A 3243-nucleotide genomic window follows, 5' to 3' on the forward strand; every position below is an offset into this window, starting at 1 on the left:
GCCCCGCGCCGCGTCCGGCGGAGCCGTCCGGCCCCGCGGCAGTTCGGCCAACGCGGCCAGGTCGGTCGGTCTGCCGCCCGCCGCATCACCGGCCACCTCCGCCGGCTCGACGGCCCTGAACTCGGCCTCGGGCGGGAGCGCGGCGGGCACGGCGCGGCCGGCGGCGCGCCCCTCGGACGACGACGAGGTCCTCACCGTCGACGAACTGGTCGCCTGGCTGCGGCTGTCCGAGAGCACGGTGCTGAAGCTGCTGTCGGAACGCGCGATCCCGGCCCGCAAGGTCGGCCACCAGTGGCGGGTGCGCCGCGGGCGGGTCCGGGACTGGCTGGACGGCCGCGAATGATCACTACCGCGTCGGTGATGGCCGTCCTGGCACGTGGCCGGCGGTAGGCGGCTGCGCTACGTGATCGCGATTCGACCTGGCGACGGAGCCATCGGCCGGCTGCAAAGAGTGCTCCCCATGGTGGTCTGGGTGAGCTTGGTGGCCGCGCTGGCCGGCTGCGGTTCGTTCGGCCATGTCACCGAGGTACCGTCGCCGAGCGTGTCGGTGACGACGGGGCCGCCGCCCGGGGCGAGTCAGGCTCCCGGACCGCCGCTCGCCACCGCGACCGCTCCGGTCAGCGGCCAGGTCGACCGCACCGATCCGACCGCGGTGGCCGCCGACTGCTTCGCTCGCTGGCAGTCGTTCGACGCACGGATGGACCCGGGGCCGACGGCCGGCCTGGAACGGGCGCGGGACTGTCTCACCGATGACTTCGCCGCGTCGCTGGGCGCGGGTGCGACAGCCGGGGCGGCCGCGGGTGCCGACGGCCAGGCGTGGCAGGACCAACGCGCCGCGGGCACCCGCTCGACGGTGTCCGTCCTTGCGACCACCCCGCTCGGTGGGATCGACACGAGCGCGACCGGCCGGGTCGTGCTCCAGCTCAACGTCCGCCGCGAGACGGTGACGGGTACCCAGGCGCCGGTCGTGGCCGTGTCCACGCCGGCCCTGACGATGCTGCGCCAGCTGGACGGGACGTGGCGGGTGGCGGGGGCGGATCTCGCCAACGCCGCCGGCGACGCCCCGGGGCGGTAGGCGCAGGTGGCGCGCCGGTTCCCACCAGGCCGGTCGAGCTGGCTGATGTGGCTGGGCGTCGGTTCGGTGGCGGTCGTCGGCGGGATCATCCTGCTGGTGTCGCTACTGATCGTGATGGTGGCCGGGCCGTTCATCGGTGACCACGGCAAGGGCAACCGGGCAATCCAGAACTCCGGCGGTATCCCCGCCGAGTACGTCAAGATGATCACGGAAGCGGCGAACGCCGCCGGCTGCGCGGAGGTGACCCCGGCGCTGCTCGCCGCCCAGCTGCAGCAGGAGTCCGGTTTCAACCCGCGGGCGACCTCGCCCGTCGGCGCGATGGGTATCGCCCAGTTCATGCCCGCGACCTGGGCCAGCCACGGCCAGGGCGATGTGTGGAACCCGGCGGACGCGATCCCCGCCGCGGCCCGGTATGACTGTGAGGTGGCGGCGTCCGTCGCGTCCGTGCCGGGGGACGGGCAGGAGAAGATGCTCGCCGCGTACAACGCCGGCGCCGGCGCGGTGCTTGCCTACGCGGGCGTGCCGCCGTACACCGAGACCCGCAACTACGTGCGCACGATCCTCGCCCAGACGCAGGTGTACGGCGACTCGCTGGAGATCGGGGTCGACATCCCGCCGGGCACGATCGCGCCGGCGATCGAGTTCGTGCAGGCGCAGATCGGCAAGCCGTACGTGTGGGGCGCGACGGGCCCGGACACGTGGGACTGCTCGTCGCTCGTGCAGGCGGCGTACCGGCTCATCGGCATCGAGCTGCCCCGGGTCACCACGGACCAGCTCGAGTTCGGACCGGCGGTCGCGGGCGTCGACCCGCAGCCGGGAGATCTGCTGTTCACGCCTGGTTCGGACGGCACGGCGGATGCCCCTGGCCATGTCGGGATGTACATCGGCGAGGGCAGGGTCATCGCGGCCAAGGGGGCGCGCTGGGGTGTCGTGGAGTCCGATATCTCGGACTGGACCGGGACGGTCGCCGTGACCCGGCCGCTGGCCAGGGAAATGCGCTAGCGGACGGGTCACGGGGCCGGTCTCCGGTCAGGCCGCCGCTTGGGAGACGAAGTCGGACAGGCCGTTGGCGACACCGCCGAGTGCCCCGACCGCGCTGTGGACGACGTCCGCGGCGCTGCCTGGGGAGGTCACCGCGTAGAAGATGATGAACAGCCCGATACCCCACGGCCAGATGAGTCGACTCATGTAAAACCTCGCAGCACAGCCAACCGGCACGGCCGGACGGACACCCGATGTCGGCTCGCCACCGACAGCATTTGTCTACTCACCTTAAGTAGCTATCGCAAGGGGAACCGCCGTGCGGTCGTTGTCACCCTCACCGTGGCAGGGCAGGTTCACCCGTGGTGGGTGAGAAAATCCGAAGATCGTATCGACGGCTGCCGAAGGCGGGCGTTCCCCGAACACCGCCGCGGACAAGGCCCGTAGCGGATCGGGACACCTAGCGGACAGGGGGATGACCATAGGTAGCCAATGGGCAACGTATGAGTAACGAGCGTCTAATGGAACGGACCGCCCCGGGCCGGTGACGTCGACTCCCTGCCCGGGGTCGGCCCCGGCCGGACCCTGGCCCGTCCCGCCGGGCTCAGGCGGGCGTCAGGCCCTGCGCGAAGCGGAAGAGACCGGACGGGTCGTAAGCCCGCTTGACGCGCCGTAGACGCTCGAGGTTCGCCCCGTAGTAGGCCTGCGCCCAGTCGGCCAGCTCCGGATCGATGTAGTTCTGATAGGCCGTCCGGGAGACGTAGGGCGCGGTCGCGGCGACGGTGGACCGCAGCCAGCCCTGGTTGGCCTCCCGCACCGCCGCGCTCGCACCGATGTCGTAGCCGGCGACGTACTGGGCGCTCGCGATCGCCCCCCGGTGGACGAACGCCGTGTCGCCCGGCGCGACCCGGTTGATCTCCCCACCCCAGGTGTCCAGGATGACCGCGCCGGAGCCCGCGCCGGCCATCCGCTGACGCCGCTCGATCGCGCCGAGCATCGCCTCGACGCCGGGAGCCGGCATCGGCTTGAGCAGGAACGCCGACGCGGCCCGCTGGGCGACCCGCGCCAGCGTGCCCGCCGGAGCGCGGCCGCGCAGATGGCAGGACGCCACGCTCCGACCCGCGCAGCCCGCCTCGATGAGCATCGCGGCCCGATGCTCACGGGTGACGACCGACGCGCTGGACGGC

General features: G+C 72.6%; 5 protein-coding genes. 3 read left to right on the top strand and 2 right to left on the bottom strand.

Features of this window, described 5'->3' with window-relative positions; genetic code table 11:
* From MXD58_RS23585 to MXD58_RS23595, 3 genes are all read left to right on the top strand, one after another.
* On the top strand, positions 1-343 hold a 343-nt coding region (locus tag MXD58_RS23585; protein WP_308302035.1), incomplete at its 5' end, for a helix-turn-helix domain-containing protein.
* A gap of 129 nt (positions 344-472) precedes the next feature.
* Positions 473-1075 carry a hypothetical protein gene (locus tag MXD58_RS23590; RefSeq protein ID WP_248839880.1) on the top strand — a complete coding sequence of 201 codons (603 nt, stop codon included), beginning with the start codon at positions 473-475 and terminating at the stop codon, positions 1073-1075.
* Between the two features lie 45 nt (positions 1076-1120).
* Positions 1121-2077 (top strand): NlpC/P60 family protein, encoded by a 957-nt coding sequence (locus MXD58_RS23595; protein ID WP_248839879.1) that lies wholly within the window; start codon positions 1121-1123, stop codon positions 2075-2077.
* 27 nt (positions 2078-2104) lie between these two features.
* Here the strand turns inward: MXD58_RS23595 and MXD58_RS23600 are convergent, their stop codons facing one another.
* A complete protein-coding gene (locus MXD58_RS23600) occupies positions 2105-2263 on the bottom strand; it encodes a hypothetical protein (RefSeq protein ID WP_248818171.1) in 159 nt (52 codons plus the stop codon).
* Positions 2264-2660: 397 nt separating this feature from the next.
* Positions 2661-3243, bottom strand: a 583-nt coding sequence (locus tag MXD58_RS23605) for a BBE domain-containing protein (protein ID WP_250609940.1), incomplete at its 5' end; no start/stop codon positions are given.

This window comes from Frankia sp. AgKG'84/4 (assembly GCF_023242965.2).
Classification (GTDB): domain Bacteria; phylum Actinomycetota; class Actinomycetes; order Frankiales; family Frankiaceae; genus Frankia.

Excerpts from the sequence above, each read along its gene's own strand:
- MXD58_RS23595 (WP_248839879.1), top strand. The coding sequence starts at position 1,121 with ATGTGGCTGGGCGTCGGTTCGGTGGCGGTCGTCGGCGGGATCATCCTG.
- MXD58_RS23600 (WP_248818171.1), bottom strand. The coding sequence starts at position 2,263 with ATGAGTCGACTCATCTGGCCGTGGGGTATCGGGCTGTTCATCATCTTC.